Below are 25,276 nucleotides of genomic sequence, written 5' to 3' on the forward strand. Positions count from 1 at the left end.
TCTCTACGCTACGTGCCGCCACCCACACGCACCCTCGCCGGGGCCGCTCGTTCGCCGAGGGCGCGACGCGACGGCGGGCACCACCCGTCGGCGGCCGGCGCACCTCCGGCCCGGTGGTCCGGTCGCGCCGTGCAGCGTCCCCGCCGTCGGCCACCGTCCGCGCGCCGGCCCGGCCCCGCCGCACGCGTCAGCCGAGCGACCCTGCCGTCACCCGCACGTCGGTCGTCGTCACGAGCGCGGCCCGCAGCACCGCGAGCAGCCCGCGCGTGGCCACGTCGACCCCGAGGGCGGGCTCCCCCGCGCCGACCTGCTCCGGCAGCCGCGGCACGTGCACGAACCCGCTGCGCACGCCGTCCCGACCGTGCAGCAGGTGCTGCAGCGCGTAGAACGTCGCGTTGCACACGTACGTCCCCGCCGTCCCCGACACCTCGGCGGGCGCGCCGGCCTCGCGTGCGGCCGCCCAGCACGCCTTGACGGGCAGCGTCGAGAAGAACGCGGCAGGCGCCCCGGCGATCACGGGCGCGTCGACGGGTGCCGAGCCGTCGGCGTCGGGGATCCGCGCGTCGATCACGTTGACCGCGACGCGCTCCATCCCCACGGCCGCCCGCCCGCCGGCCTCCCCGGTGCACACCACGACGTCCGGGGCGAGCTCCGCGACCGCTGTGCGCAGCTCCTGGCGCGCCCGTCGGAACGACACCGGCAGCACCCGGACCGCGAGCGTCGCCGGGCCGTCCCACGCCGCCTCGACCCGCCGCCCGGCTTCCAGCGACGCGTTGACGGCCTGCCCGTCGAACGGCTCGAACGCCGTGAGGAGGACCGTGGTCACCGCACCTCCGCGGCGAGCTCCTCGGCCCGCTCGGCGGCGAGCCGGCCCCAGAGCGCGTCGACCTGGGCGCGCAGGTCTGCGTCCGTCCCGGTGCCGTCCAGGACGACGTCGGCGGCGGCGGCGCGTGTCTCGTCGGTCGTCTGCGCGGCGATGCGGCGCTCGGCCTCGTCGCGGTCCAGCCCCCGGCCCTCGACGAGCCGCTCGAGGCGCTGCTCCACCGGCGCGTGCACCACGACGAGCACGTGGAACTCGTCGCCGCGTCCGGTCTCGACGAGCAGCGGGATGTCGTGCACCACGACCGCGCCGGCGTCCGCGGTCGCGGCCGCCGCCTCGCGCTCGGCGGCGAGCCGGCGCACGACGGGGTGGATGATCGCGTTGAGCCGCTCGAGCGCGGCGGGGTCCGTGAACACGAGCCCGGCAAGCGCAGCACGGTCGAGCGCACCGTCCGCGTCGATCACGCCGGGGCCGAACGCGTCCGCGACCTCCTCGAGGCCCACCGAGCCGGGCTCGACCGCCTCGCGCGCGAGCTGGTCGTAGTCGATGACGACCGCCCCGAGCTCGGCGAGGCGACCCGCCGCCACCGACTTTCCTGCTGCGATCCCGCCGGTCAGTCCGATGCGTTGCATCCGACCATCCTGCCCGACGCGGAGGCGGACGCACGACGGGCCGGCCACCCGAAGGTGACCGGCCCGTCGTGGTGAGCCCCCGGAAGGGCTCGGTGGATCAGTTGCCCGTGAGCTTCTCGCGCAGAGCGGCGAGCGCCTCGTCGGACGCGAGCGTGCCGCCGATCTCCTCGACCGGGGCCGACGAGTAGGTGGACGCCGTCGCGCCGCCGGTGCTGCCACCGTCGCCGTTCGCTGCCTCCGCGTCGGCCTTGCTGGCCTCGGCGACCTGCTTGCGGTGCGCCTCCCAGCGCTCGTGGGCCTGCGCGTACTGCGCCTCCCACACCTCGCGCTGCGCCTCGAAGCCCTCGAGCCACTCGTTCGTGGTCGGGTCGAAGCCCTCGGGGTACTTGTAGTTGCCCTGCTCGTCGTACTCCGCCGCCATGCCGTACAGCGCGGGGTCGAAGTCGTCGCTGTTCGGGTCGACGCCCTCGTTCGCCTGCTTGAGCGACAGCGAGATACGGCGACGCTCGAGGTCGATGTCGATGACCTTGACGAAGACGTCGTCGCCGACCTGGACGACCTGCTCCGGGATCTCGACGTGGCGCACGGCCAGCTCCGAGATGTGCACGAGGCCCTCGATGCCGTCCTCGACGCGCACGAACGCACCGAACGGGACGAGCTTCGTGACCTTGCCGGGGACGACCTGACCGATGGCGTGCGTGCGGGCGAAGGCCTGCCACGGGTCCTCCTGCGTCGCCTTCAGCGACAGGGAGACGCGCTCGCGGTCGAAGTCGACGTCGAGAACCTCGACGGTGACCTCCTGGCCCACCTCGACGACCTCGGAGGGGTGGTCGATGTGCTTCCACGACAGCTCGGAGACGTGCACGAGCCCGTCGACGCCGCCGAGGTCCACGAACGCACCGAAGTTGACGATCGAGGAGACGACACCGGGGCGGACCTGGCCCTTCTGCAGCGTCTGCAGGAAGGTCGAGCGCACCTCGGACTGCGTCTGCTCGAGCCAGGCGCGGCGCGAGAGGACGACGTTGTTGCGGTTCTTGTCGAGCTCGATGATCTTGGCCTCGATCTCCTTGCCGACGTACGGCTGGAGGTCACGGACCCGACGCATCTCCACGAGCGAGGCGGGGAGGAACCCGCGCAGGCCGATGTCGAGGATGAGGCCACCCTTGACGACCTCGATGACGGTGCCGGTGACGACGCCGTCCTCCTCCTTGATCTTCTCGATCGTGCCCCACGCGCGCTCGTACTGCGCACGCTTCTTGGACAGGATCAGCCGACCTTCCTTGTCCTCCTTCTGGAGGACCAGGGCCTCGACCTCGTCGCCGACCTTGACGACCTCACCGGGGTCCACGTCGTGCTTGATGGACAGCTCACGGGAGGGGATGACGCCCTCGGTCTTGTAGCCGATGTCCAGGAGCACCTCGTCGCGGTCGACCTTGACGATGGTGCCCTCGACGATGTCGCCATCGTTGAAGTACTTGATGGTGGCGTCGATCGCGGCGAGGAAGTCCTCGGCCGAGCCGATGTCGTTGATCGCGACCTGCGGCGTGGCGGGCTTCGCGGGGGTGGAAATGCTCATGTAGGGATGGGCTCCGTTGCGGACAGGATGTAGGACGGACAGGGATGCTGCATGGTGTGCGGTGCCGACCGTCCCGAAAGGGGTTCACGGGCGGGATCCCTCCGGGACCCTCACGAGCAGACCGTCGCCAAGGCGCGCGGCACCGCCGTCTACCTTATCGGTCCCGCGTGGAGCGGGTCAAAGGCAGACGTGCCGATCTCAGGCCAGGGCGCGCGCCACCTGCAACAGCTCCGCGGGCACCTGCTTGACCTTGCCGGCGATCTCCGCGAGCGGCACGAGCACGACGTCCTCGCCTCGCAGCGCCGTCATCATGCCCGTCTCGCCCCGGCTGATCGCGTCGATGGCCGCGGTGCCGAACCGGCTGCCGAGGATGCGGTCGTTGTGCGTCGGGATGCCACCCCGCTGGACGTGCCCGAGCACCGTCACGCGCGTGTCGAACCCGGTGCGCTCCTCGATCTCGACCTTGATGCGCTCGCTGATCGCGCCCGCGACGATCTCACCGAACTTCCCGACCGGCGCCTCGTAGGACATCGCGCTGCCCTGGAGCGGAACGGCGCCCTCGGCGACCACGATGATCGAGAAGCTCGCGTGTGCGCGGTGGCGGTGCTTGAGGAACTTCACGATCTTCTCGATGTCGAACGGCTCCTCGGGAGCGAGGACGAGCTCCGCCCCCGACGCGATCCCGGCGGTCGCGGCGATCCAGCCGGCGTGGCGGCCCATGACCTCGACGAGCATCACGCGGTTGTGGCTCTCCGCGGTCGTGTGCACGCGGTCGAGTGCCTCGGTCGCGATGCCGACCGCGGTGTCGAACCCGATCGAGCGGTCGGTCCCCCACACGTCGTTGTCGATCGTCTTGGGGATCGCGACGATCCGGACGCCGGCCTCGGCGACCTTGCTCGCCGCGTGCAGCGTCCCGTCGCCGCCGATGCAGATCAGCGCCTCGATCCGCTCCGCCTCGAGGGTCGCGAGGACGCCGTCCATCCCGCCGTCCTTGGCGTGGGGGTGGTAGCGCGCGGTGCCGAGCAGTGTCCCGCCCTGCGTCAGCAGGTTGCGGATGTGCTGGCGGCCGAGGGGGAAGACGTCGCCGTCGACCACGCCGCGCCAGCCGTTGCGGAAGCCGATTATCGAGTGGCCGTACTCGCCCTCGCCCTGCTTGACGACGGCGCGGATCGCCGCGTTCAGTCCGGGGACGTCGCCGCCGCCCGTGAGCAGTCCGACTCGCACTGGGAACTCCTTGATCGCAGGGGGTGGGGGCGAGGGCGCGTCCTCGAGCTCCTCGTCCGCCAGCGTAGCCAGTGCGCCCGCCCCGGGACCGAGCCTTCCGTCCCAGGTGAGGCGGCGGTTCGGGCGGGCGTCAGCCGACGAGGCCGAGCTCGAGGTCCCGGCCCGGGATCGCCTCGAGGAGCGTGCGCGTGTACTCGGTCTGCGGGTCGTCGAACACGTCGTCCGCCGATCCTTGCTCGACGATGCGCCCGCGCTCCATGACGCACACGTGGTCCGCGACCTGCCGCACGACCGCGAGGTCGTGGCTGATGAACAGGTAGCTCAGCCCGAGGCGCTGCTGCAGCTCCGCGAGCAGGCGCAGGATCTGCGACTGCACGATGACGTCGAGCGCCGAGACCGCCTCGTCGCACACCACCAGGTCCGGGTTGAGCGCGAGGGCCCGCGCGATCGCGACCCGCTGGCGCTGGCCGCCCGAGAGCTCGGCCGGGTAGCGCCGCAGGACGTCGGAGGGCAGCGCGACGTCGTCGAGCAGCTCCCGCACGCGCTGGCGCCGCTCGGTCGTCGAGCCGATGCCGTGCGCGCGCAGCGGCTCCTCGATGGTCCGGCCGATGGTGAACAGCGGGTCGAGCGAGGAGTACGGGTCCTGGAAGATCGGCTGCACCCGGCGGCGGAACGCGACCTCGGCCGTGCGGTCGGCGCCGCCGACGGCCTCGCCGTCGAAGCGGATCACGCCGGACGTCGGCTTCACGAGGTCGAGCATCATCTTCGCGACGGTCGACTTGCCCGAGCCCGACTCCCCCACGACGGCGACCGTGCGCCCGCGCGGGATCACGAAGCTCACGTCGTCGACCGCCGTGAAGCTCTCCGAGCGCGAGAACAGCCGGCGCCCGCGCAGCCCGTAGACCTTGGTGACGTGGTCGACCTCGATGATGTGGTCGGCCTTCCCCGGAGCGGCGGCGGCTGCCACCGGTCCCGCGTCCTCGTCGCCGCGCGACACCGCGAGCAGGTCCGAGGTGTCGTCGACGCCCGCCGCCTTGGCGAGCTGGATGCGGCGCGACGCGAGCGACGGCGCGGCCGCGAGCAGCCGGCGCGTGTACTCGTGCTGCGGGTCGCGCAGCAGCTCCGCCGCGGGCCCGGTCTCGACGACCTTGCCCCGGTACATCACGACGATGCGGTGCGCGCGCTCCGCGGCGAGCCCCAGGTCGTGCGTGATGAGCAGCACCGACGTGCCGAGCTGGTCCGTGAGCTGGGTCAGGCGGTCGAGGATCGTGCGCTGCACCGTGACGTCGAGGGCCGACGTCGGCTCGTCGGCGATGAGCAGGCGCGGACGGCACGCGAGGCCCATCGCGATGAGCGCGCGCTGGCGCATGCCGCCCGAGAACTCGTGCGGGTACTGCTCGGCGCGGCGTGCGGCGTCGGGCAGCCCGGCCTCCTCGAGCAGCTCGACGGTGCGCGCCCGGGCCGCGCGGCCCTTCGCGACCCCGTTGTCCTCGAGCGCCTCCGCGATCTGCGACCCGACGCGGCGCACCGGGTTCAGGTTCGACATCGGGTCCTGCGGCACCATGCCGATCTCGCTGCCGCGCAGCCGGGCGATCTCGCCGGGTCCCATGGCTGCGACGTCGCGCCCGTCGAACAGGATGCGGCCGCCGGTCACGGCGCCGTTCTGCGCGAGCAGCCCGATCACCGCCGCGGCGGTGGTCGACTTGCCCGAGCCGGACTCGCCGACGATCGCGACGGTCTCGCCCGCGCGCACGTCGAAGTTCACGCCCGAGACGGCGACCGAGCGACCCGAGTCGGTCGTGAAGGTGACCTCGAGGTCCTGGATGCTGAGCAGCGGCGCGGCCGCGGCCGCACCTGCGGGGGTGGGAACGGTCATGGTCGTCACCTCTTCCTCGAGCGGGGGTCGAGCGCCTCGCGCAGCGCCTCGCCGAACAGCGTGAAGCCGAGCGCGGTCACCGCGATGCAGGCGCCGGGCCACAGGGCCAGCCGTGGGGCGACCTCGAGCTCGTTCTGCGCGGCGGTGAGCATGCGGCCCCACTCGGCGGTCGTCGGCGCGCCGCCGCCGAGGCCGAGGAACGACAGCGCCGCCGCCTCGATGACCGCGGTCGCGAGCATGAGCGTCGCCTGCACGATCACGGGCGAGACGCTGTTGGGCAGCACGTGGTTCATGGTCACGGTGCGCCGGCTCAGCCCGAGCGAGCTCGCGGCGAGCACGTAGTCCTGCCCGCGCTGCGCGAGCATCGACCCGCGCAGGAGCCGGGCGAAGATCGGCACCTGCACGACGCCGATCGCGATGATGACGCTCGTCGACGTCTGCCCGATCACCGCGGCGATCGACACCGCGAGCAGCAGGCTCGGCACCGAGAGCATGAGGTCGACCGCGCGCATCGTGAACGCGTCGACCCAGCCACCGAACGCGCCGGCGACGAGGCCGAGCAGCATGCCGCCGAGCAGCCCGACGAGCGTCGAGAGCACGCCGACCAGCAGGGACGCGCGTGCGCCCCACACGAGCTGCGAGAACAGGTCGGCGCCGTACCGGTCGAGCCCGAGCGGGAACTCGTCGGACGGTCCGGGGATGAACGTCGGGCGCACCTCGGCGCGGCCGGGCAGCTCCCCCGCGCCGTAGTTCGCGATGAGCGGCGCGAACGCCGCGACGAGCACGAACGCCAGCACGATCGCCGCTCCGGCGATGGCCCCGGGGTTGCGCCGCAGCCGCCGGAACGCGACGCGCCACAGCGACGCGCCGACGTCGTCGGCGTCCGCACCGGCGCGCGGGTCGCCCGCCGACGGGGCCGTGGTCAGGTCCGCCTCGGTCATCGGGTCCTCATCCTCGGGTCGATCAGGCCGTAGGACACGTCCACGGCGAGGTTCGCGAGCGCGTACACCACCGCGATGATGAGCACGAAGCCCTGGAGCACCGCGTAGTCGAGGTTGAAGATCGCCTCGGCGAGGAAGCTGCCGATGCCCGGGTAGGCGAACACCGTCTCGGTGAGCACCGCCCCGGAGAGCAGCAGGCCGACCTGGAGGCCGATCGTCGTCGACACCGGGAGCATCGCGTTGCGCAGGATCACGCGGCTGCGCAGCCGCGTGCGCCGCAGGCCCTTGGCCCGCGCGGTGCGCACGTAGTCGGCGTTCTGCACCTCGATCACCGAGGCGCGCGTGATGCGGGCGATGATCGCGAGCGGGATCGACCCGAGCGCGACCGCCGGGAGCACGAGGTGCACGAAGGCGTCCCAGCTCGCGTCCCACTCGCGCGTGAGGAGCCCGTCGAGCACGTAGAAGCCGGTGGGGTGCGTGGCGACCATCGACGGGTCCTGCCGGCCCGCGGACGGGAACCAGCCGAGCTGGACGGCGAAGAGCCACTTGAGCAGGAACGCCAGGAAGAACACCGGGATCGTCACGCCGACGAGCGAGGCCACGACCGTCGCGTGGTCGGTGAGCCAGCCCTGGCGCCGCGCCGCGACGTACCCCAGCGGGATGCCGATGCCGATCGCGATGACGAGCGCCAGGACCGTCAGCTCGACGGTCGCCGGGAACCGGTTGAGGAACTCCTCGAGCACGGGCCGGTTGGTGCGCGTCGACGTGCCGAAGTTGCCCGTCGCGAGCTGGCCGACGTACTTGAGGTACTGCTGCAGGAGCGGTTGGTCGAAGCCGTAGAGGCGGTTGATGCGCTCGACGGCCTCGGGGGTGGCGCGCTCCCCCAGGAGGGCCGTTGCCGGGCCTCCTGGGAGAGCGCGGACCCACAGGAACAGCAGGACCGACAGTCCGAGCAGGGTGGGGACGAGGAGTGCGATCCTCTGCAGGACAAGTCGGATCATCGAGCCTGCACGCCCTCAGTCCTCGATGGTGATGACGTTGTAGACCTCGTCCTGGACCGGCGACGCCGGGTACCCCTGGATCTCGGGCTTGAACGCCAGCGACGGGACGGGGTGCGCGAGCGGGACGCCCGGCAGGAGGTCCATGATCTGGGCGTTGACCTCCTCGTAGGCGGCCTTCTGCTCCTCGGCGCTCGGCTGGTACCGCGCGTCGCCCAGGGCCTGGAACAGCTCCGGGTTGTCGAAGCCCCACTCGTTCGACTTCGCGCCGAAGAAGACGCCGACGAAGTTGTAGGTGTCGTTGTAGTCACCCGTCCAGCCGAGCAGGTGGATGCCGTGGTCGGGCGTGCCCTGCATGCGGTCGAGGTAGTCGGGGCTCCACGGCTCCGGGACCGGGTTCACGGTGATCCCGACGGCCTCGAGGTCGGCCGAGATCGCGGTGAAGACCTGCTCCGGCGTCGGCATGTACGGCCGCGACACGTTCGTCGGGTAGTTGAAGTCGATCGTGAGGTTCGACTTGCCGGCCTCGGCGAGCAGCGACTTGGCCTTCTCGGGGTCGTAGTCGTACGTCGCGACGTCCGGGTTCCAGCCCGCGACGCTCGGCGGCACGAAGTTGGTCGCGACCTCGGTGCCCTCGGGCAGCGTCTGCGCGACCAGCGACTCCTTGTTGATCGCGTGCGCGATCGCCTGGCGGACCTTGAGGTCCGCGAGGTCCGGGTTCGCCTGGTTCATCGCGAGGTACAGGATGTTGAACGGGTCGCGGTTGACGATCTGGAAGCCGGCCTCCTCCAGCGCGTCCACGTCGGCCGGGCCGACGAGGTCGTAGCCGTCGATGTCGCCGGCCTGCAGCGCCTGCCGGCGCGCGGTCGCGTCGGAGATCACGCTGAAGACGATGCGCTTGATCTGGCCCTGCTCGCCCCAGTAGTCCTCGTTGGCCGTGAGGACGACCTGCTCGCCCGGGCTCCACGAGTCGAAGACGTACGGGCCGGTGCCGGTCGGGTGCGCGGTCGCGTACTCGGGCAGCACGGGGGCGTCGCCCTCACCCGTCACGGCGTCGGCGTCGTACTCCTGCAGCGCCGTCGGCGACTGCATCGAGAACGACGGCAGCGACAGCGCCGAGACCAGCTCGGGCAGCGGGCTCCGGAGGTTGATGACGGCGGTCGTCTCGTCGGGAGCCTCGCAGCTCTCGTACTTCCCGGTGCCGTTGAGGCTCGGCGTGTCGCTCGTCGCGAACCCGCCGTTCACCTTCTGCCAGTAGTACGACAGGCTCTCGGACTGCAGGACGCCCGTGAAGTTGTTCCACCGCTCGAAGTTGAAGCAGACCGCCTCGGCGTTGAAGTCGGTGCCGTCGTGGAACTTCACACCCTCCTTGAGCTGGAAGGTGTACTGCAGGCCGTCCTCGCTCGTCTCCCAGGACTCCGCGAGCAGCGGGGCCGGGTCGGGCGTGCCCGGCTCGGTGCCCACGAGACCCTCGAAGATCTGGCGCCCGACGCGGAACGACTCGCCGTCGTTGGCGAAGGCCGGGTCGAGCGACGCGGGGTCGGCCGACGCTGCGAAGATGAAGGTGTCCCGCGCGCCGTCCGACGTCTCCTCGGCGGTGCCCCCGCCGTCGCGGTCACTCGCCGCACATCCGGTCAGAACGAGGCCCACGGCCACGCTCGACGCTGCGAACCTCAGGAAGGTCCTCACACGATCACCTCTCGTCGACGGTCCGCCGGGGCACACGTGCGCCCCGGCGGGAAGGCCCCGACCGTAGGTGCAGGTGGTCACGCGGATGTTACGCACCGGTATCCAACTAGGACCCACAGAAAGTACCTCAGCGAAGCATGAACTCCACACAGCCGGAGGATCCCCTCGCCGACGCCGGGTACCGGCACGTTCCCGACGAGGCCGGTGGGCGGGCCGGGCGCACGTGGTGGGACGCCAACGCCCCCGAGTACCTCGCCGAGCACGGGGACTTCCTCGGCACCGCCGATTTCTGCTGGTGCCCGGAGGGCGTCCGCGAGGCCGACGCCGGCCTGCTGGGCGACCTGACCGGCGCGCGCGTGCTCGAGGTCGGCGCCGGCGCGGCGCAGTGCTCCCGGTGGCTCGCCGCCCGCGGGGTCGAGGTCGTCGCGACCGACGTCGCGCACGGCATGCTCGCCGCGGGAGCGGCGTACGACCGACCGGGGCACCCCGCGGCGCCGCTCGTGCAGGCCGACGCGCGCGCGCTGCCGTTCGCCGACGGGAGCTTCGACGTGGCGTTCACGGCGTTCGGCGCGATCCCGTTCGTGCCCGACGCGGTGAGTGTGCACCGGGAGGCGGCGCGCGTGCTGCGCCCCGGCGGGCGCTGGGTGTTCTCGGTCACCCACCCGCTGCGCTGGGCGTTCCCCGACGACCCCTCCGAGCACGGCCTGACCGCCTCGCGCTCGTACTTCGACCGGCGGCCCTACGTCGAGACCGGCGCGTCGGGCTCGGTGCTCTACGCGGAGTACCACCGCACGCTCGGGGACCACGTCGCCGACCTCGTGGCTGCCGGGTTCGTGCTCGAGCGCCTCGTCGAGCCCGAGTGGCCCGAGGGGCACGACCGCACGTGGGGCGGCTGGGGTCCGGTGCGCGGGGCGCTGCTGCCCGGGACGGCGATCTTCGTGACGCACCGCTGACCCGGCCGCCGGCCCGGCCCCCTGATCCGGCGCCGGCACGGCGAGGTCGCGGCACGGGGTGTCCCCGCACCGCGACCTCGGAACCGTGCTGCGCCGGCGGACCGGCGCGGTGCCGCTAGTGCACCGTCGCCTTCTCGGCGCCCGCCCCGGTGAGCGAGCGGACCTCCATCTCGGCGAACTTCTCCCGGTCCGGACGCTCCTTGCTCACCAGCGTCCCCACGATGCCGAGCAGGAACCCGAGCGGGATCGAGACGATTCCCGGGTTGTCCAGCGGGAAGAGGTGGAAGTCGACGGACGTGTCCCGGATCATCGACAGGCTCGCCCCGGTCGCGGGGTCCACCTTCCCGGACACGACCGGGGAGAACGCGATGAGCACGATGCAGGAGATGAGTCCGCCGTACATGCTCCACAGCGCCCCGGTGGTGTTGAACCGCTTCCAGAACAGCGAGTAGATGATCGTCGGCAGGTTCGCGCTGGCCGCGACCGCGAACGCAAGCGCGACGAGGAACGCCACGTTCTGCCCGTTGGCGAAGATGCCGCCGACGATCGCCAGGATGCCGATCACGACGACGGTGATCCGGGCGACCTTGACCTCGCCGTCGGGGTTGACCTCGCCGTGCTTGATCACCGACGCGTAGATGTCGTGCGCGAACGACGCCGCCGCCGTGATCGTCAGGCCCGCGACGACCGCGAGGATCGTCGCGAAGGCGACCGCCGAGATGATGCCGAGCAGCACCACGCCGCCGAGCTCGAACGCGAGCATCGGCGCCGCCGAGTTCACGCCGCCCGGAGCCGCCTTGATGGCCTCGGGCCCGACGAGGGCACCCGCGCCGTACCCGAGCACGAGGGTGAACAGGTAGAAGACGCCGATGAGCCAGATCGCCCAGACGACCGAGCGACGCGCCTCCTTGGCGGTCGGGACCGTGTAGAAGCGCATGAGCACGTGCGGGAGGCCCGCGGTGCCGAGCACGAGCGCGAGCGCGAGCGAGAGGAAGTTGAGCTTGCTCATGCCCGAGGCGCCGTACTGCTTGCCCGGCTCGATGAGCGCCTCGCCGCCCTCGCCCGCGGTGTCGACCGCGCCCTGGAGCAGCGCCGAGAGGTCGAAGCCGAACTTCGCGAGCACCCAGATCGTCATGATCCCGGCGCCCGCGATGAGCAGGATCGCCTTGATGATCTGCACCCAGGTGGTGCCCTTCATGCCGCCCACCAGGACGTACAGGATCATCAGCGCACCGACCACGGCGATCACGAGCCCCTGGCCCGCGACACCCTCGATCCCGAGCAGGAGCGCCACCAGGCCGCCCGCGCCCGCCATCTGCGCGAGCAGGTAGAAGAAGACGACCGCGAGGGTCGCGAGCGCCGCCGCCATCCGGACCGGGCGCTGGCGCAGCCGGAACGACAGGACGTCGGCCATCGTGAACCGGCCGGTGTTGCGCAGCAGCTCGGCGACGAGCAGGAGCGCGACGAGCCACGCGACCAGGAAGCCGATCGAGTACAGGAACCCGTCGTAGCCGTTGATCGCGATCGCGCCGCAGATGCCGAGGAAGCTCGCGGCCGACAGGTAGTCGCCCGCGATCGCGGTGCCGTTCTGCGGGCCGGTGAACGACCGCCCCGCGGCGTAGTAGTCGGCGGCGGTGCTGTTGTTCTTCGACGCCCGGAACACGATCACGAGCGTCACGACGACGAACGCCCCGAAGATCGCGATGTTGAGGACGGGGTCCCCGATCTGCTCGGTCTCGGCGGCGAGCACCGCGGAGCCCAGGACCGCGCTCATACGATCTCCCCGTCCTCGATGTGGCGGCGGAGCCGCTCGGCGACGGCGTCCTGCCGCTTGTTGGCCCAGCTCGCGTAGATCATCGTGATCGCGAAGGTCGAGACGAACTGGCCGAGGCCGAACAGCAGGCCGACCGTGATGTTGCCCGCGACGCGGATGCTCATGAAGTCGTGCGCGTAGGCGGCGAGGAGCACGTACAGCAGGTACCAGGCGAGGAAGAACGCCGTCATCGGGAACACGAAGTTCCGGAAGCGCCGGCGCAGCTGCTGGAACTCCTGGGAGTTCTGCACGCGTTCGTAGTCGGTCTCGGGATGCTCTACCACGTCGGCCATACGTCCTCCGAGGGGGTTCGGGAGTGGCCTCGTCGCCACCCGGCGACTACTGTGGCGTAGTTCACACCGGATTGCCAGCGATGTGGATACCGTTTTCGACGGCTCCGACCAGGCCAACGGCGCGCCGCTCCCCGGGCCCGGGAGGCGACGCGCCGTGTGGTCAGCGGTCGTGCGAGGGCGTCAGTGACCCGCCTCGTGCCAGCTCGTCCCGATGCCGACCGAGACGTCGAGCGGCACCGAGAGCTCGGCCGCCGAGCCCATCTGCGCGCGCACGAGGGCCTCGACCTCCTCGCGCTCCCCGGGCGCCACCTCGAGCACGAGCTCGTCGTGCACCTGCAGGAGCAGCCGCGACCCGAGCCCGCGCGCCGTGAGCTCGCGCTCCACCCCGAGCATCGCGACCTTGATGAGGTCCGCGGCGCTGCCCTGGATCGGGGCGTTGAGCGCCATGCGCTCGGCCATCTCGCGTCGCTGGCGGTTGTCGCTGGTGAGGTCCGGCAGGTAGCGGCGCCGGCCCATGATCGTCGCGGTGTACCCCGTCGCGCGGGCCACGTCCACGACCCCGGTCAGGTACTCGCGCACGCCGCCGAACCGCGAGAAGTAGTCCTCCATGAGCTTCGCGGCCTCGCCGACCTCGATGTTCAGCTGCTTCGACAGGCCGAAGGACGACAGCCCGTACGCGAGCCCGTAGCTCATCGCCTTGATCTTCGAGCGCATCGCGGGCGTGACCTCGTCGGTCGGCACGGAGAAGACCCGTGAGCCCACGTAGGAGTGCAGGTCCTCGCCCGAGCGGAACGCCTCGATGAGGCCCTCGTCGCCCGACAGGTGCGCCATGATGCGCATCTCGATCTGCGAGTAGTCGGCCGTGAGCAGCGTGTCGTACCCGGGCCCGACGACGAACGCGCGCCGGATCTGGCGGCCCGCCTCCGTGCGGATGGGGATGTTCTGCAGGTTCGGGTCGGTCGAGGACAGCCGGCCGGTCGCGGCGATCGTCTGCTGGAACGTCGTGTGGATGCGCCCGTCGTCGGCCACCGAGCGCAGCAGCCCCTCGACGGTCTGGCGCAGGCGGATCGCGTCGCGGTGCGCGAGCAGGTGCTCGAGGAACGGGTGCTGCGTGCGCTCGAACAGGTCCTGGAGCGCCGCAGCGTCCGTGGTGTAGCCGGTCTTGTTCTTCTTGGTCTTCGGCATCTGCAGCTGGTCGAAGAGCACCTCCTGGAGCTGCTTCGGGGAGCCCAGGTTCACCTCGCGGTCGATGACCGCGTACGCCTCGGCCGCCGCGTCCTTGACCGCGGCGTCGAACTCCGCCTCGAGCCCGGACAGGTAGCCGGTGTCGGCGGCGATGCCGCGGCGCTCCATGCGCACGAGCACGTCCTCGAGCGGGAGCTCGAGCTCGGCGAGCAGCGCGGCCGCACCCCGGTCGGCCAGCTCCCCGTGCAGCACCTCGGCGAGCTCGACGACCGCGGCCGCCTGCCCGGCCGACCTCTGGTTCTCGTCGGAGCCGTCGAGCTCGAGGTCGAACGCGCCCTGCGTGCCGGAGTCCGGGGACTCGGCGGCCGACAGCTCGCGCTTCAGGTAGCGCACGACGAGCGACGCGAGGTCGTACGCACGCTGGTCGGGGTGGCACAGGTACGCGGCGAGCTCCGTGTCGAACACGACCCCCGCGAGGTCGAAGCCGCGGCCGACGAGCGCGTGCCACGCGTTCTTCGCGGCGTGCACGGCCTTCTCGGCGTTCGGCTCCGCGAGCCACGCCGCGAGCGTCGCCTCGTCCGCCGGGTCCAGGGACGCCAGGTCGAGCGCGACGGCCGACGAGCCGGCGTCGGCGATCGCGACGCCCCACGCGTCCCCGCCCGACGGCCGCGCGCTCCCCCGGACGTCGAGGCCGAGCGTCCGGCCCGCGCGCTCGGCGAGCCACGCGGCGAGGCCCCCGGGCTCCAGCCGGTCGAGCGGCACCGCGTCGCCGGGCTCGACCGCCGGCGCAGCCTCGGGCAGGGACGCGAACAGCCGCTCGCGCAGCGCCGTGAACTGCAGCGAGTCGAACACCCGGTGCATCGCCTCGCGGTCCCACGGCTGCACCGCGAGGTCCTCGGGCCGCAGCGGGAGCTCGAGGTCCGTGAGCAGGTGGTTGAGCCGGCGGTTGACGATCACCTGGTCGAGGTGCGCGCGCAGGCTCTCCCCCGCCTTGCCGCCGATCTGGTCGACCGACGCGATGATCCCGTCCAGACCGCCGTACGCCGTGATCCACTTCGCGGCCGTCTTGGGGCCGACGCCGGGCACGCCCGGGAGGTTGTCGCTCGTCTCCCCCACGAGCGCGGCCAGGTCGGAGTACCGCTCCGGCCCGACGCCGTACTTCGCGAGGACCGCCTCGGGCGTCATGCGCGTGAGCTCGGACACACCGCGGATCGGGTAGAGCACCGTGACGGAGTCGTTGACGAGCTGGAACGAATCGCGGTCGCCCGAGCAGAGCAGGACTTCGATGCCGGCGGCGCGGGCCTGCGTGGCGAGCGTCGCCAGCACGTCGTCGGCCTCGTAGTTCTCCTTCTCGATCACGGGGACCCGCATCGTCGCGAGGATCTCCTTGATCAGCGGCACCTGACCCTGGAAGGGCTGCGGCGTCTCGTCGCGCGTGCCCTTGTACGCCGGGTACTGCTCGGTGCGGAACGTCGTGCGGCCCACGTCGAACGCGACGGCGAGGTGCGTCGGCGCCTCGTCCGCCAGGATCTTGGCGAGCATCGACGTGAAGCCGTAGACCGCGTTGGTCGTCTGGCCGCTCGTGGTCGAGAAGTTCTCGGCCGGCAGGGCGAAGAACGCGCGGAACGCCATCGAGTGCCCGTCGATGAGCAGCAGGCGCGGGGCGCCCGGCGCGGGGGCGAACGGGGGCGTGGAGGCGGCGAGGGCGCCGGCTGGCGATGCGTCGGTCACGGGTGCCAACCTATCGGGCATGACTGACGCCGGCCGCGAGCCGCAGCACCCCCCGACCTACCCGGGCACCCTGATCGAGCGCATGGGCATCGTGATCCAAGAGGTCGGACCGGACCGCGTCGTCGGCACGATGCCGGTCGAGGGCAACACCCAGCCGCAGGGGCTGCTGCACGGCGGGGCCTCGGCCGTGCTCGCCGAGACGCTCGGGTCGGTCGCGGCGAACGCGCACGCGGGCGAGGGCCGGATCGCGGTCGGGATCGAGCTCAGCGCGACGCACCACCGCTCCGCGCGCAGCGGGCTCGTGACGGGCACCGCGACCGCGGTGCACCTCGGGTCGACCCTCGCGACCTACGAGGTCGTCGTCGAGGACCCCGAGTCGCGCCGCGTCTGCACCGCGCGGCTGACCTGCATGCTCATCGCGGACCGCCGCGGCTGATCGGCGCCGGCCGCCGGGGGCACGAAGCGCACCTCGGCCGTCTCGGACCGGGCGGCGGCCCGGACCTGGCGGCGCCGCGCGATGAGGTCCTCCAGCCCGCGCGCCGCCCCGCGACGCACGACGGGCGCCCCCGCGGAGTCCCCCGCGAGCCGGCGCTGCAACGAGCTCGTGCTCACCACCCGGTACGCCGCCGCGGGCGCGAAGCCCAGCCGGGCGAAGAACCGGAGCATCCCGCGCGCACCCGGCAGCGGGGCCGCGTACACCTCGCTCGCGCCCGCCTCGGCGGCGAGCTCGAGCGCGCCCGACAGCAGCGCGTGGCCCAGGCCACGGCGGCGCGCCTCGGGCGCCACGTAGAGGGCCTCGAGCGTCAGGCTCGCCTCGTCGGTGAACGGGCTCGGGCCGACGAGGCGCCCGAGCAGCAGGCCGCTCGTGCGGCCGTCGAGCGCGCCCACCAGGACCTGCCCGCCCGGCGTCGCGAGCAGCGTGCCGATCTGCTGGCGGAGCCGCTCGCGGTCGTTGCTGCACAGCTGCGCGCCCACGGTCGACTCCGCGCGCGCGACGAGGCACAGGTCCACGATCTCGGGGAGGTCGCCCGGCTCTGCGGGGCGGACCTGGACACCAGGGCGCACGGGCGTCGGCCTCCTCACGGTGCTGGCGGGGTCGCGGGTGGGGGTTCCGGCGACCAGGGCGACGATGCCCCTCGATCATGGCAAAGCCTGCCGCGTCTGCCTAGTCCGGTTGGACGCCCGACCGGATGACGTCTGCGCGAACGTCCGAAAGGTCACACCGGATGGGGAAAGATGGTCGAATGGCGCTCGCACCACCGCGCGTCGTGTCACATGGCGGACACAAACCCCACCTAAGGTCCTGCCCACTTGGAGGACCGCGCCACCCGGCAACGTCGCCGGGAGAGATGCTCGCCCGACCCCTGATGCCAGAACACCACGGATGGAGGTCCCAGGTGCGCCGAGTCGCGACCACGGGCCGTTCCCAGCTCCGCGTGCGCCGCAGTCTCGCGCTCGCCATGCTCACCCTGCTCCTCACCTCGTTCGCCGTCCTGACGTCGTCAGGTCCCGCGACGGCCGCCGCCGCGCAGTGCGTCGCGGACCCGGCGACCGCGTGCGTCGGCGGCACGATCCGCACCGCGGCCGGCGAGCCCGCTGTCGGCGTGCAGCTCAGCGTCGACGGCCCCGGCGGCACCGTGGAGGCCGAGACCGGCGCCGACGGCCGCTGGTCCGCCGCCGTCACCACAGCCGGCGACTACACCGTCACCCTCGACGAGTCGACCCTCCCCACGGGCGAGCAGCTGCGCGACCCCGCGGGCAACCCCCGCACGGTCGTCGTCCGGCTGGGCTCGTCCGCGGGAGCCCTCTTCCCGCTCGGCGGAGCCGCCGCCGGCGGGACGGGCGGCGGGGACGAGGAGCCCGACCCCGGCGCGAGCGCCGCCCCCGGCACGAACGCCCCGTCCGGCGGCACCGCGGGCGGGATCACGGGCCAGCGCGTGCTCCAGCAGGCGGTCAGCGGGCTCGTCTTCGGGTTGCTGCTGGCGCTCGCGTCCGTCGGCCTGTCGCTGATCTACGGCACGACCGGGCTCAGCAACTTCGCCCACGGCGAGCAGGTGACGCTGGGGGCGCTCCTCGCCTACTTCGGCGTCCAGGTGCTCGGCCAGCCGCTCGTCGTCGCGGGCCTGTTCGCGGTCGCGGTCGGCGCGGCGTCCGGGTGGGCCCAGGACGCGGGGATCTGGCACAAGCTGCGGCAGCGCCGGCTCGGCGCGACGCAGCAGATGATCGTCACGATCGGCCTGTCGATGGTGCTGCAGTACGCCTTCCAGTACTTCGTGGGAGGTGGCCCGCTGCGCATCGTCCGGGAGAACCCGGTGCCGGTGCGGATCGGCCCGCTGCTGCTCAACCAGCAGTCGATCTTCTCGGCGCTCATCGCGATCGTGGCGATCGCGGCTGTCGGGTACTTCCTGCTCGGGACCCGCACGGGTCGGGCGACGCGCGCCGTCTCCGACAACCCCGCGCTCGCCGCGGCGTCGGGCATCTCGGTCGAGCGCATCGTGCGCATCGTCTGGACGCTCGGGGCCGGCCTGGCCGCGCTCGGCGGCGTGCTCCTGGGTCTCTACTTCAACGCGACCGCGTGGAACATGGGCGGGGCGATCCTGCTCCTCATGTTCGCCGCCGTGACGCTCGGCGGGCTCGGCACCGCGTTCGGCGCCCTCGTCGGCTCGGTCGTCATCGGGCTCGTCGTCGAGATGTCGACGCTCGTGATCCCGTCGGACATGCGCTACGCCGGGGCGCTCGTGATCCTCATCCTCGTCCTTCTCGTCCGACCCCAGGGCATCCTGGGCCGGGCTGAGCGCATCGGCTGACGGAGGCCTCCCCCATGGACTGGACCAGAATCCTGACCAACGTCGCGGGCGAGATCATCGCCCCGACCACGGCCGCCTACGCGCTCGCCGCGATCGGCCTCAACGTGCACTTCGGCATGACCGGGCTGCTGAACTTCGGCCAGGCCGGCTTCATGCTCATCGGCGCCTACGGCTTCGCGATCGCCTCGATGGCCGGCTGGCCGGTGTGGGCCTCCGTGCTCGTCGCCATGGCGTGCGCGGTCGTCTTCGCCCTCATCCTCGGCATCCCGACGCTCAAGCTCCGCGGCGACTACCTGTCGATCGTCACGATCGCCGCCGCGGAGATCGTCCGCCTCGTCGGGCGCTCGACGTCCCTCACGTGGCTCACGGGCGGCAACGCCGGCCTCGCCGGCGACAGCTTCAAGGGCTCGTTCCAGGAGCTGTCACCGCTGCCCGACGGCAACTTCGGCATCGGGCCGTGGGAGTACTCCAACAACCTGTCCAACAGCTGGTGGATCCGCATCGTGGGGTGGGCGCTCGTGGCGCTCGCGTGCCTGGCGATCTGGCTCTGGATGCGCAGCCCGTGGGGCCGCGTGCTCAAGGGCATCCGCGAGGACGAGGACGCCGTGCGCTCGCTCGGCAAGAACGTGTACTCGTACAAGATGCAGGCGCTCATCCTCGGCGGCACGTTCGGGGCCGTCGCCGGGATCGTCTACGCGCTGCCACGAGCGGTCCAACCGGACTCGATGGGACGCCCCATGACGTTCTACGTCTGGACGATCCTGCTGCTGGGCGGCGCCGCGACGGTCTTCGGACCCGTCCTCGGGTCGATCCTCCTCTGGACCACCCTCATGCTCATCAAGACGGTGCTGCGCGACGTCGTCCCCACGACCGTCATGCGCTCGGAGCAGATCGAGATGCTCGGCTGGGTCCTCGTCGGGCTCACGCTCATGCTGCTCGTGATCTTCCGACCACAAGGCATCCTCGGAGACCGCAAGGAGCTGGCGATCGATGTCCGCTGAGACCCCCACCCCCACCGTGCCCGCGGCGCCCGCCGCGAGCCGCAAGGCGCAGGTCGCGCGCGACCTCGCCGACGTCCCGCACACTCCGGGCGCACCGAAGCCCGACGCGATCCTGGTCGCGGAGAACGTGACCCGGACCTTCGGCGGCATGGCCGCCGTCGACGTCGACCACCTGCAGGTCCAGCGCGGCGCGATCACGGCGCTCATCGGACCCAACGGCGCCGGCAAGACGACCCTGTTCAACCTGCTCACGGGCTTCGACCGGCCGAACACCGGCACGTGGAGCTTCGAGGGCCGCTCGCTCGGGCGGGTGCCCGCGGGCAAGGTCGCGCGGGCCGGCATGGTGCGCACGTTCCAGCTCACCAAGGCGCTCTCGCGGATGACGGTCATCGAGAACATGCGCCTCGGGGCGACGCACCAGCCCGGGGAGAACCTCCTCACGGCGCTCGTCCCCCCGCTGTGGCGCAGCCGCGAGGCCGAGATCACCGCGCAGGCGGAGGAGCTGCTCGCGCGCTTCAAGCTGCTCGAGAAGAAGGACGACTTCGCCGGCTCGCTCTCGGGCGGCCAGCGCAAGCTCCTCGAGATGGCCCGGGCGCTCATGACGAAGCCGACGATGGTCATGCTCGACGAGCCCATGGCCGGCGTGAACCCGGCGCTCACGCAGTCGCTGCTCGGGCACATCCAGGCGCTGCGCGACGAGGGCACCACGGTGCTGTTCGTCGAGCACGACATGCACATGGTCCGCCACATCTCCGACTGGGTCGTGGTCATGGCCGAGGGGCGGATCGTCGCCGAGGGGCCGCCCGAGACCGTCATGCAGAACCAGGCCGTCGTCGACGCGTACCTGGGAGCCCACCACGACACCGACCTCGGGGACGACAGCCTGCTCACCGACGACGTCGCCGAGCAGCTCGAGGCCGAGGCCCTCGTCGAGAAGGAGCAGCGATGACCGCCCAGCCGAGCGCGACGAGCGCCGACCTGCACCGCGGGGCTCCCGCGGGCGAGCCGCTGCTGGCCGCCACCGACCTGATCGCCGGGTACCTGCCGGGCGTCGACATCCTCAACGGGTGCAACCTCGTGTGCCACCCCGGGGAGCTCGTCGGCATCATCGGCCCGAACGGCGCCGGGAAGTCCACGCTCCTCAAGGCCCTGTTCGGCCTCGTCACGATCCGCTCCGGCAGCGTGACGCTGAAGGGCGAGGACATCACCAACCACCGCGCCGACTCGCTCGTGCGACGCGGCGTCGGGTTCGTGCCGCAGAACAACAACGTGTTCCCCTCGCTGTCCATCGAGGAGAACCTCCAGATGGGCGTGTTCCAGGCGCCCAAGACCTTCAACGAGCGGTTCGACTTCATCGTCGACCTCTTCCCGACGCTCGGGGAGCGGCGCAAGCAGAGCGCCGGCTCGCTGTCCGGCGGCGAGCGGCAGATGGTCGCGATGGCACGCGCGCTCATGATGAACCCGTCGGTGCTGCTGCTCGACGAGCCGTCCGCGGGCCTGTCGCCCGTGCGCCAGGACGAGACGTTCCTGCGCACGCGGCGCATCAACAAGGCCGGCGTCTCCGTCGTCATCGTCGAGCAGAACGCTCGCCGCGCGCTGCAGATCTGCGACCGCGCGTACGTGCTCGACCAGGGCCGCAACGCCTACTCGGGCCCGGGCCGCCAGCTCATGAACGACCCCAAGGTCATCGAGCTGTACCTCGGGACGCTCGCGACGGACGTCGAGAGCGCCGCGAGCCACGCCGCGGACAGCCCCGCGGCGGTGTCGACGACGAAGCCGCTCGGCGGTGACCCGGCGCTCTGACGCCGGCGCGGGACGCGACGAAGGGCCGGGGTCGACGACCCCGGCCCTTCGTGCTGCCCAGCGGCCGTGGGCTCCCGAGGGTCAGAAGCCGTGGCGATGTGGGGGCACGACCCTCGCCGCGGTCCCCGTCGGCCCGGGCTCCGGGCCCTGCGGCCACGCCCCGGGGTGCGCCTCGCGGAGGCTCCTGGTGAGCGTGCCCAGCCCGCCCCGCGCGCTGTCCGGGGGGCGGTCCCCCGGGCCGACCGTCGCAGGCACGACCCGACCGACCGGCGCACCCCGGGCACAGCAACGGCCCGGTGGGTGTGTCACCCACCGGGCCGTTGCCCGTGCGTCGCGCCCGGTGACGCCCTCAGGACGCCACGAGGGTGGTCAGGTCAGAGCTCGCCGAACTCCGCCTTGATCCACGTGTACTTGTTGTCCTCGCCGTACTTGTAGATGCCGATGAAGGCCGAGGACGGGTCGTTGTCGTCGTTGAACGGCCCCGCACCCGAGACCGCCTTGTACGTGATCTCGTCGCCCGCCTCGAGCGCCTCGACGCCCTCCTCGAACGTGGCGACCTCGGTGCCACCGTTCGCGCCGGAGACCGCCGCGAGGTTGGCCTGGATGGTCTTGCCGTCCGTGCCACCGCCCTTGACGGCGGCGAGCGCCGCCAGGATGGTCGCGTCGTAGGACTCGGCCGCGTAGGAGAAGTCCTTCAGCTCGGGGTCGATCTCCTTGAGCCGGCCCTGGAACTCGTCGTCCGGGAACGCGCCGGGCAGCGTGCCCTGCACCCCGGTCAGCGTGCCGGGCTCGAGGTCGGCGCTGTAGTCCGACAGGTTGCCGTCGACGAAGTACACCTTCGACATGTCGAAGCCCTGGGCCTTGAGCTCGGGGACGATGAGCTGCGTCTGCGCGAACGCGATGATCGCGAGCGCGTCCGGCTTCGCGGCGAGCGCGTTGCTGACGATCGTCGAGTAGTTCTGCTCGGTGGGGTCGAACTCCTCGCCCGCGTTCCCGTAGACGAACGTGCCGCCCGCCTCCTCGACCGTGGCCTTGAGCACGTCACGCAGCGACGTGCCGTAGTCCTCGTTGAAGACGAGGGCGCCGACGTTCGTGTGCCCGTCGCCGAGGACGAGGTTGCCGAGCGCCGCACCCTGCATGAGGTCCGACGGCGCCGTGCGGAAGTAGAACGGGTCGCGGCCCGAGAGGTCGGTCGCCGTGTTCGCCGGCGAGATCATGACGACCTCGGCGTTCGTGACGTCGTCGACGACGTTGCGGGTGACCGCCGACGACGCGGCGCCGATGATGACCTGCGTGCCCTTGCCGAGGAGGTCCGTCACGGACTGCGTGGCGACCTCGGCGTGGTCCGAGTCGGAGGAGTCGGCGTGCTCGACGACGACGTCGTTGCCCAGGACACCGCCGGCCTCGTTGATCTCCTCGACCGCGAGGTTCACACCGGCGATCTCGGGCGGGCCGAGGAACGCGAGCGTCCCGGTCTGCGGGAGCAGGGTGCCGATCACGAGCGCGTCGGTGCTGCCGGCGGCGCTCGTCTCCGACGGCTCCTCCGACGTTCCCGAGTCGGACGTGCAGGCGGTCAGAGCGAGGGCGAGCGCGCCGGCAACAGCAAAGGCGCGGAGCCCGGTCGATCGAGTCATACGAGGTACCCCTTCGGTCACGGTCCTCTCGGCACGAGTGCCGAGGGTCGAACTGTGCGGGAAACGTACCCATCCTTTGTGTCCACGATGTGACTTGCACCGTCTCGGCTCATCTTGTTGCCGAGTTGTAACCAACGGCGACGGCGTGAAAAAGGCCCGGACCGGGTCGACCGGTCCGGGCCCTTCACTCGTTCGGGTCAGTCGCTGCCGCCGCCGACCTGCTCGATGACAGCGTCGGCGACCTCGCGCATGGTGAGGCGGCGGTCCATCGACGTCTTCTGGATCCAGCGGAACGACTCGGGCTCCGTGAGGCCCATCTTGGTCATGAGCAGGCCCTTCGCGCGGTCCACGCGCTTGCGCGTCTCGAACCGCTCGGCCAGGTCCGCGACCTCGGACTCGAGCGCCGTGATCTGCGCGTACCGGGAGATCGCGATCTCGACGGCCGGGAGCAGGTCCGCGGGCGAGAACGGCTTGACGACGTAGGCCATCGCGCCGGCGTCGCGCGCCCGCTCGACGAGCTCGGTCTGGGAGAACGCCGTGAGCAGCACGACCGGTGCGAGGTGCGCCTTGCCGATCCGCTCCGCCGCCGAGATGCCGTCGAGCACGGGCATCTTGACGTCCATGACGACGACGTCCGGCTTGAGCTCCGTGGCCAGCTCGACGGCGCGCTCGCCGTCGCCCGCCTCGCCCACGACGTCGAAGCCGGCCTCGCGGAGCGTCTCGACGACGTCCATGCGGATCAGCGCCTCGTCCTCCGCGACGACGGCCCGGCGTGCCGGACGCGCCGGCGCCTCGTCCTGCAGCTCGGGGGCCTGCGTCGGCTCCCCCGTGGCGGTCAGGTCGAGAGCGGTGGCCGACTCGTCGGTGGAGGGCATGCTCGGCTTCGCGTCCTTGGTGCTCACGGCGCACAGCCTAATGCCGGAACCGCAGGTTCGGGCACGACGGGCGCACGTCGGCCCGAGCGGGCCGCGGTACCCTGCTGCGCGGCCCCGATAGCCCAATCGGCAGAGGCGTTCGGCTCAAACCCGATCCAGTGTGGGTTCGAATCCCACTCGGGGCACTGCGTTTGCGCAGGTCAGACCCTGCGGACAAGGCTTCTGTCCCCATGGAAGGCCGATTCTGTCCCCACGAGGCGTGGGCTCGTCCTCGTGGCGAGTCTGGAGTCGAGACAACGCAGCGACGGCTCGACGGCGTACCGCGGTCGTCTGGCGGGACCCCACGACGGCCAAGAAGCAGTTCCTGACGTTCGACGACAAGCGCCAGGCCGAGCTCACCGTCAAGCTCCTGAACGCGAACGGCCAGCACCTGAGTCTCGCGATCGAGGTCGCGAAAGCAACACGGACCGACGGCCCCGCGGTGGACGACGTCGTCGACGAGCACATCGGCCTCCTGATGCGCGTCGGCGACGACACACGAGCCGGGTACCGGCTCCGCGCGCGTGATCACATCGGACCTCACATCGGGCAGATGCCCGTCGCGGCCCACCGTCGGTGACGGCCGGGCGTGCGCGAGTCGGGACACACCATGGCCGAGATCGCCGCCAAGACCGGCATCACCCGCGCCACCCTCTACCGCCACATGCCACCCCGACCCGCCACCCCCGTCACCGCCACCGGACAATCCGAACCGGAGCCGCGCCCGTGAGACTCGAATCCCGCGACGGTGCCGCCGTGGAGTTGCGGCTGCTCGGCTACCAGTTCGGTTCCACCCCGGGCACCCGCGGCGACTGGGACGCCAACTGGCTCCTCCTCGGCGGTCACGCGCGCACCCTCGACGGGCGCGCGTGGTCCTTTCGCGACCCCAGCCTGACCACCTGGGACGCCCGCGACCTCGCCGCCTGGCTCCGGGAGGTCATCGCCGGGCACGTGCAGCCCATCGACTCCACCGGCGCCGACGACGAGGACCTCCTCCTGCGCTTCACCGAGCCGGACCTTGCGTTCAGCCTCGCCCGACGCAGCGACGTCGACCTCACACTCCGGGTGCACCTGTCCCTCGAGAGCCGCCCACCCTGGCTCAACGACAAGGACACCGACCTGTACGAGTACGTCGTACCGATCACCTGCACCACCGACGAGCTCGCTGCGGCAACCGACCAGTGGATGACCGACCTCCGCGCCTTCCCCGCTCGGTGACCCCGCCCACCTCCAGGCGATGTCACACAACTCATTCAGCCCGTGCCCGTCGACAACTGACGTAAGTACGCGAGTTCCGAACACCCAGCCCTCGCACCGACGCGCTGAGCACCACGGACGCACTCAACCCATCGTTTGAGTACACGAGGTCGTCGCTCGTGCACGGCT

General features: G+C 71.8%; 23 protein-coding genes and 1 tRNA gene. 10 read left to right on the forward strand and 14 right to left on the reverse strand.

Annotated features, from left to right (window positions below; all coding sequences use genetic code 11):
• Window positions 1–187 precede the first annotated feature (187 nt).
• The 8 genes from pcp to NXY84_RS12555 all read right to left on the reverse strand — a co-directional run bounded on the left by pcp (window position 188) and on the right by NXY84_RS12555 (window position 9,756).
• Complete coding sequence (gene pcp / locus NXY84_RS12520) at window positions 188–826, reverse strand: pyroglutamyl-peptidase I (RefSeq protein WP_258723418.1); 639 nt, start codon at window positions 824–826, stop codon at window positions 188–190.
• A complete protein-coding gene (gene coaE / locus NXY84_RS12525; RefSeq protein WP_258723419.1) occupies window positions 823–1,452 on the reverse strand; it encodes a dephospho-CoA kinase in 630 nt (209 codons plus the stop codon). The genes pcp and coaE overlap by 4 nt, the downstream gene beginning before the upstream one ends.
• A 97-nt stretch (window positions 1,453–1,549) precedes the next feature.
• A complete protein-coding gene (gene rpsA, locus NXY84_RS12530) occupies window positions 1,550–3,028 on the reverse strand; it encodes a 30S ribosomal protein S1 (RefSeq protein ID WP_258723420.1) in 1,479 nt (492 codons plus the stop codon).
• Between the two features lie 198 nt (window positions 3,029–3,226).
• Window positions 3,227–4,252 carry a 6-phosphofructokinase gene (locus tag NXY84_RS12535; RefSeq protein ID WP_258723421.1) on the reverse strand — a complete coding sequence of 342 codons (1,026 nt, stop codon included), beginning with the start codon at window positions 4,250–4,252 and terminating at the stop codon, window positions 3,227–3,229.
• 130 nt (window positions 4,253–4,382) lie between these two features.
• Window positions 4,383–6,128 (reverse strand): ABC transporter ATP-binding protein, encoded by a 1,746-nt coding sequence (locus NXY84_RS12540; RefSeq protein WP_258723422.1) that lies wholly within the window; start codon window positions 6,126–6,128, stop codon window positions 4,383–4,385.
• A gap of 5 nt (window positions 6,129–6,133) precedes the next feature.
• Window positions 6,134–7,069 (reverse strand): ABC transporter permease, encoded by a 936-nt coding sequence (locus NXY84_RS12545; protein ID WP_258723423.1) that lies wholly within the window; start codon window positions 7,067–7,069, stop codon window positions 6,134–6,136.
• Window positions 7,066–8,070: an ABC transporter permease gene (locus NXY84_RS12550; RefSeq protein WP_258723424.1), complete on the reverse strand. Its 1,005-nt coding sequence runs from the start codon at window positions 8,068–8,070 to the stop codon at window positions 7,066–7,068. The genes NXY84_RS12545 and NXY84_RS12550 overlap by 4 nt, the downstream gene beginning before the upstream one ends.
• A 15-nt stretch (window positions 8,071–8,085) precedes the next feature.
• Window positions 8,086–9,756 carry an ABC transporter substrate-binding protein gene (locus NXY84_RS12555; RefSeq protein ID WP_258723425.1) on the reverse strand — a complete coding sequence of 557 codons (1,671 nt, stop codon included), beginning with the start codon at window positions 9,754–9,756 and terminating at the stop codon, window positions 8,086–8,088.
• A 137-nt stretch (window positions 9,757–9,893) separates the two neighbouring features.
• Here NXY84_RS12555 and NXY84_RS12560 point away from each other — a divergent pair, with 137 nt between their 5' ends.
• Window positions 9,894–10,709: a class I SAM-dependent methyltransferase gene (locus NXY84_RS12560; protein WP_258723426.1), complete on the forward strand. Its 816-nt coding sequence runs from the start codon at window positions 9,894–9,896 to the stop codon at window positions 10,707–10,709.
• A 115-nt stretch (window positions 10,710–10,824) separates the two neighbouring features.
• Here NXY84_RS12560 and NXY84_RS12565 read toward each other — a convergent pair whose 3' ends face one another.
• The 3 genes from NXY84_RS12565 to polA form a co-directional block, all read right to left on the reverse strand.
• Complete coding sequence (locus NXY84_RS12565) at window positions 10,825–12,483, reverse strand: solute symporter family protein (protein WP_258723427.1); 1,659 nt, start codon at window positions 12,481–12,483, stop codon at window positions 10,825–10,827.
• Entirely contained in the window at window positions 12,480–12,815 is a 336-nt protein-coding gene (locus NXY84_RS12570; protein WP_034624234.1) for a DUF485 domain-containing protein, read from the reverse strand. Before NXY84_RS12570 ends, NXY84_RS12565 begins: the two co-directional genes overlap by 4 nt.
• Before the next feature lie 180 nt (window positions 12,816–12,995).
• The gene (gene polA / locus NXY84_RS12575) at window positions 12,996–15,752 is read right to left on the reverse strand and encodes a DNA polymerase I (RefSeq protein WP_258723428.1); all 2,757 of its coding nucleotides are present in this window, start codon (window positions 15,750–15,752) and stop codon (window positions 12,996–12,998) included.
• Here polA and NXY84_RS12580 point away from each other — a divergent pair.
• On the forward strand, window positions 15,751–16,167 hold the full coding sequence (locus NXY84_RS12580) for a PaaI family thioesterase (protein ID WP_258723429.1): 417 nt from the start codon (window positions 15,751–15,753) through the stop codon (window positions 16,165–16,167). The two genes, polA and NXY84_RS12580, sit on opposite strands and share 2 nt — an antisense overlap.
• Here the strand turns inward: NXY84_RS12580 and NXY84_RS12585 are convergent.
• Window positions 16,080–16,796 (reverse strand): GNAT family N-acetyltransferase, encoded by a 717-nt coding sequence (locus NXY84_RS12585; RefSeq protein WP_258723430.1) that lies wholly within the window; start codon window positions 16,794–16,796, stop codon window positions 16,080–16,082. The two genes, NXY84_RS12580 and NXY84_RS12585, sit on opposite strands and share 88 nt — an antisense overlap.
• Window positions 16,797–17,128: 332 nt before the next feature.
• Between NXY84_RS12585 and NXY84_RS12590 the strand changes: the two genes are divergently transcribed.
• Genes NXY84_RS12590 through NXY84_RS12605 form a run of 4 tightly spaced genes read left to right on the forward strand, consistent with a single transcriptional unit; the run spans window position 17,129 to window position 21,342 of the window.
• Complete coding sequence (locus NXY84_RS12590) at window positions 17,129–18,538, forward strand: ABC transporter permease subunit (RefSeq protein WP_309484992.1); 1,410 nt, start codon at window positions 17,129–17,131, stop codon at window positions 18,536–18,538.
• A 14-nt stretch (window positions 18,539–18,552) separates the two neighbouring features.
• A complete protein-coding gene (locus tag NXY84_RS12595; RefSeq protein WP_258723431.1) occupies window positions 18,553–19,539 on the forward strand; it encodes a branched-chain amino acid ABC transporter permease in 987 nt (328 codons plus the stop codon).
• The gene (locus NXY84_RS12600) at window positions 19,529–20,488 is read left to right on the forward strand and encodes an ABC transporter ATP-binding protein (RefSeq protein ID WP_258723432.1); all 960 of its coding nucleotides are present in this window, start codon (window positions 19,529–19,531) and stop codon (window positions 20,486–20,488) included. The genes NXY84_RS12595 and NXY84_RS12600 overlap by 11 nt, the downstream gene beginning before the upstream one ends.
• A complete protein-coding gene (locus NXY84_RS12605) occupies window positions 20,485–21,342 on the forward strand; it encodes an ABC transporter ATP-binding protein (RefSeq protein WP_258723433.1) in 858 nt (285 codons plus the stop codon). Before NXY84_RS12600 ends, NXY84_RS12605 begins: the two co-directional genes overlap by 4 nt.
• A gap of 374 nt (window positions 21,343–21,716) precedes the next feature.
• Here the strand turns inward: NXY84_RS12605 and NXY84_RS12610 are convergent, their stop codons facing one another.
• Window positions 21,717–22,976, reverse strand: coding sequence for an ABC transporter substrate-binding protein (locus NXY84_RS12610; protein WP_258723434.1), 1,260 nt, complete (start codon window positions 22,974–22,976; stop codon window positions 21,717–21,719).
• 197 nt (window positions 22,977–23,173) lie between these two features.
• Window positions 23,174–23,851 carry an ANTAR domain-containing response regulator gene (locus tag NXY84_RS12615; RefSeq protein WP_258727206.1) on the reverse strand — a complete coding sequence of 226 codons (678 nt, stop codon included), beginning with the start codon at window positions 23,849–23,851 and terminating at the stop codon, window positions 23,174–23,176.
• Window positions 23,852–23,962: 111 nt separating this feature from the next.
• On the opposite strand from NXY84_RS12615, the gene NXY84_RS12620 reads away from it, so the two are divergent.
• The 4 genes from NXY84_RS12620 (at window position 23,963) to NXY84_RS12635 (ending at window position 25,108) form a co-directional block, all read left to right on the forward strand.
• Window positions 23,963–24,036, forward strand: a tRNA-Leu gene (locus tag NXY84_RS12620).
• A gap of 74 nt (window positions 24,037–24,110) precedes the next feature.
• The gene (locus NXY84_RS12625) at window positions 24,111–24,470 is read left to right on the forward strand and encodes a hypothetical protein (protein ID WP_258723435.1); all 360 of its coding nucleotides are present in this window, start codon (window positions 24,111–24,113) and stop codon (window positions 24,468–24,470) included.
• Between the two features lie 30 nt (window positions 24,471–24,500).
• On the forward strand, window positions 24,501–24,620 hold the full coding sequence (locus NXY84_RS12630) for a TetR/AcrR family transcriptional regulator (protein ID WP_258723437.1): 120 nt from the start codon (window positions 24,501–24,503) through the stop codon (window positions 24,618–24,620).
• Window positions 24,617–25,108 carry a WapI family immunity protein gene (locus tag NXY84_RS12635; protein ID WP_425322221.1) on the forward strand — a complete coding sequence of 164 codons (492 nt, stop codon included), beginning with the start codon at window positions 24,617–24,619 and terminating at the stop codon, window positions 25,106–25,108. The genes NXY84_RS12630 and NXY84_RS12635 overlap by 4 nt, the downstream gene beginning before the upstream one ends.
• Window positions 25,109–25,276 lie beyond the last annotated feature (168 nt).

It is taken from the genome of Cellulomonas sp. NS3 (assembly GCF_024757985.1).
Classification (GTDB): Bacteria; Actinomycetota; Actinomycetes; order Actinomycetales; family Cellulomonadaceae; genus Cellulomonas_A.

Excerpts from the sequence above, each read along its gene's own strand:
- NXY84_RS12600 (WP_258723432.1), top strand. The coding sequence starts at position 19,529 with ATGTCCGCTGAGACCCCCACCCCCACCGTGCCCGCGGCGCCCGCCGCG.
- polA (WP_258723428.1), bottom strand. The coding sequence starts at position 15,752 with ATGCCCGATAGGTTGGCACCCGTGACCGACGCATCGCCAGCCGGCGCC.
- NXY84_RS12610 (WP_258723434.1), bottom strand. The coding sequence starts at position 22,976 with ATGACTCGATCGACCGGGCTCCGCGCCTTTGCTGTTGCCGGCGCGCTC.
- NXY84_RS12540 (WP_258723422.1), bottom strand. The coding sequence starts at position 6,128 with ATGACCGTTCCCACCCCCGCAGGTGCGGCCGCGGCCGCGCCGCTGCTC.
- NXY84_RS12560 (WP_258723426.1), top strand. The coding sequence starts at position 9,894 with ATGAACTCCACACAGCCGGAGGATCCCCTCGCCGACGCCGGGTACCGG.
- rpsA (WP_258723420.1), bottom strand. The coding sequence starts at position 3,028 with ATGAGCATTTCCACCCCCGCGAAGCCCGCCACGCCGCAGGTCGCGATC.
- NXY84_RS12565 (WP_258723427.1), bottom strand. The coding sequence starts at position 12,483 with ATGAGCGCGGTCCTGGGCTCCGCGGTGCTCGCCGCCGAGACCGAGCAG.
- NXY84_RS12605 (WP_258723433.1), top strand. The coding sequence starts at position 20,485 with ATGACCGCCCAGCCGAGCGCGACGAGCGCCGACCTGCACCGCGGGGCT.
- NXY84_RS12545 (WP_258723423.1), bottom strand. The coding sequence starts at position 7,069 with ATGACCGAGGCGGACCTGACCACGGCCCCGTCGGCGGGCGACCCGCGC.
- NXY84_RS12580 (WP_258723429.1), top strand. The coding sequence starts at position 15,751 with ATGACTGACGCCGGCCGCGAGCCGCAGCACCCCCCGACCTACCCGGGC.
- coaE (WP_258723419.1), bottom strand. The coding sequence starts at position 1,452 with ATGCAACGCATCGGACTGACCGGCGGGATCGCAGCAGGAAAGTCGGTG.
- NXY84_RS12570 (WP_034624234.1), bottom strand. The coding sequence starts at position 12,815 with ATGGCCGACGTGGTAGAGCATCCCGAGACCGACTACGAACGCGTGCAG.
- NXY84_RS12630 (WP_258723437.1), top strand. The coding sequence starts at position 24,501 with ATGGCCGAGATCGCCGCCAAGACCGGCATCACCCGCGCCACCCTCTAC.
- NXY84_RS12550 (WP_258723424.1), bottom strand. The coding sequence starts at position 8,070 with ATGATCCGACTTGTCCTGCAGAGGATCGCACTCCTCGTCCCCACCCTG.
- NXY84_RS12615 (WP_258727206.1), bottom strand. The coding sequence starts at position 23,851 with ATGCCCTCCACCGACGAGTCGGCCACCGCTCTCGACCTGACCGCCACG.
- NXY84_RS12595 (WP_258723431.1), top strand. The coding sequence starts at position 18,553 with ATGGACTGGACCAGAATCCTGACCAACGTCGCGGGCGAGATCATCGCC.